The 2,396-nt window shown below is 34.3% G+C and carries 2 protein-coding genes and 1 tRNA gene; 1 reads left to right on the top strand and 2 read right to left on the bottom strand.

Annotation, left to right across the window (positions count from 1 at the left end; all coding sequences use genetic code 11):
- The first annotated feature begins 378 nt into the window (after positions 1-378).
- Positions 379-453 (top strand) — tRNA-Thr (locus tag VIL26_08740).
- An 86-nt stretch (positions 454-539) separates the two neighbouring features.
- Here VIL26_08740 and VIL26_08735 read toward each other — a convergent pair.
- Entirely contained in the window at positions 540-1,670 is a 1,131-nt protein-coding gene (locus VIL26_08735; protein HEY8391011.1) for a site-specific integrase, read from the bottom strand.
- A 17-nt stretch (positions 1,671-1,687) separates the two neighbouring features.
- On the bottom strand, positions 1,688-2,396 hold a 709-nt coding region (locus tag VIL26_08730; protein ID HEY8391010.1), incomplete at its 5' end, for a zinc ribbon domain-containing protein.

Raw genomic sequence — 2,396 nt, 5'->3', positions numbered from 1 at the left:
ATTTTGTTTTTAAAACTTATTTGACCTCTTCTGTGCCAATTTTTCCCATACTAATTGGCGAGGGATATTATTGTCTTTTTTTGCCCTGATAATTTTATTTTCCAGTTTTAGGGTATTGACATATTACCGTGAGTCTTTACTACTTTTTTGTTTCGATGAATTTAAACTTGCCGGCTAATAAATTCACCTCCTCATCAAATATCCAAAGTGTTTAGTATTATAATAATATTATTATACTGCGAAAAAAGTTAATTAAGTTGTTAAATTTTTTTAATGCGACACATTTCGATGCTTCAGGCCAACTAGATATTGTGATTTTGGGTTTCAAAATAAAATTATTGACTAGATGTTATAAAGAGGGTAAAATATATCACGTGGGCTGATGTAGCTCAGTGGTAGAGCAGCGCACTCGTAATGCGCAGGTCGTGGGTTCGAATCCCACCGTCAGCTCCAGAATGAAAATTAAGCCCCGCAAGGCTTTGCGGGGTTTTTGAATTTCTAACATAAGTGCGGTGAGAAGCTATTCTTCTAACATTCTTCTAACGCGACTTTGAAAATAGTTTTTTTGCTAGTTTTTCTGCGGCTTCTTTCTGCATATCTGGGAGTGCATGAGAATAGGTATTCAATGTGATTCTGATATCAGTATGACCTAATCGTTCACTTACTATTTTAGGATGTATACCAGCTTCTAAAAGCATGGTAGCGCTGGTATGCCTTAAATCATGAAATCGAACCTGAGGTAGATCTAATTCTTTTAAAACTTTCGGGAAAGCGTGAGAAATATAGTCTGGATCTATAAGCCTTCCATCAGGCCATGTGCAGACAAAATTAAGGTTTTCTATGTGATATTCTGAACCGAAAAAGATTCTATTCTCTTTTTGTTTTTTCCTATGTTCTTTTAAAACGGCAACTGAAAAATCATCCAATGAGATGGGCCGGCGGCTGCCGGCTGTTTTTGTTTCTCTCAAAACTAGTTCGCCATTAATCCGCTGTAGTTGCCTTTTTACTTGTATGGTCCCATTATCAAAATTTACATCCTGCCATTGAAGGCCGCATATCTCGCCGCGACGCATTCCTGTCATTATAGCCAGAAAGACGGGGATATATAAAACGTGATTTTGTTGTTTTAAATAATGTAAGAGCTTGTCTAATTGTTCAGCAGATAATACCTTAAATTCGTTTTTATCAGGGGTAGGGGGTTCCACATTATCGGCAGGGTTATGGGCTAAATACTGCCATTTTACTGCTTGCTCCAGTGCCTTGTGGATCACTCTATGGTGATAAAGAACTGTAGAGGGTGAAAGTTTCTTGATAAGTTTAGAATAATAATCTTGTATATGGATAGGTCTTAAATCTCTTAATTTCATATGGCCAAATTCAGGAATGATATAATTATTTATGATTTCTTTGTACCTGATTTGGGTTCGGGGAGCTAATTTTATTTCAACATAATCATGAAGCCACTTATTTAAGAAATCGGAAACTGTACTATCTTTAACGTCTATATATTGACCTGAATTGAGTTGTTGTAAAAACTCTGCCAGAGCTTCTTCAGCCTGTTTTTTCTTATCGAATCCTTTTGACCATTTTTGTTTTCTTTTTCCATTTACTTTGCCTACGTCGACGACAAAATACCATTTATTATTTTTCTTAGTGATGTGACCTCTCATATCATAACCCCCAAATATTAAAATGGTACTGGTTCTTTAGAATCTATTTCTTCAAAATTAAAATCGAGGTCTACATCAGCATCTTCAATTTTGTTCCTCAATTTTTTATTTTGGGCTTCTAATTCTTTTTTCTCTTTTTCCCAAGGTATTAAAAAATCTTGTTCAAAAAATGTTGTTATACTACCGCACTTAGGACAATACCGTGCATTATTAGCAGGCTTATATTTGCAACTTTCATTTGTACACATTTGAATTAAATAGGCTCCACAGATTTTACAATATTTATCTCCCTTGTTTACTTCTTCGTTTCCACACTTTGGGCATATTAAAGCCATACCATTTTCATCTGTTGCTATCCCTTTATATTTCATACATCCTTCACCCCAAATTAATTTTTTATTTCCGCATATTGGACAGTATTTTGCATTTTTTGAAACAAAAAAATAACCACATTGCGGACAATGTTTCGTATGAATAAATTCATAGAAATTTTGATATAAAACACAGTTTTCATCAATATAAACATTATTTAACATTAAATCGAATATTTGGGATGCTCTTGTTTTAGCCGCGGCCGTTGATAAACCACAGTGTATTTGAATCGATTTATAATTTGTCCAATTAAGGCATATTAGCACTTGATAAGGGCTAAGAATTTCTGAAGCGAATATATTAGCTTCTGATTCAAGTATTTCATATACACTTTTCTTTAATCCTCCTCTATTA

This window comes from Clostridia bacterium, assembly GCA_036562685.1.
Lineage (GTDB): Bacteria > Bacillota > Clostridia > Christensenellales > DUVY01 > DUVY01.
The sequence above is the reverse complement of the archived record's forward strand: the minus strand, read 5'-3'. Positions and strand labels throughout refer to the sequence as shown.

Coding starts and splice junctions, on each gene's coding strand:
- VIL26_08735 (HEY8391011.1), bottom strand. CDS start 1,670: ATGAGAGGTCACATCACTAAGAAAAATAATAAATGGTATTTTGTCGTC.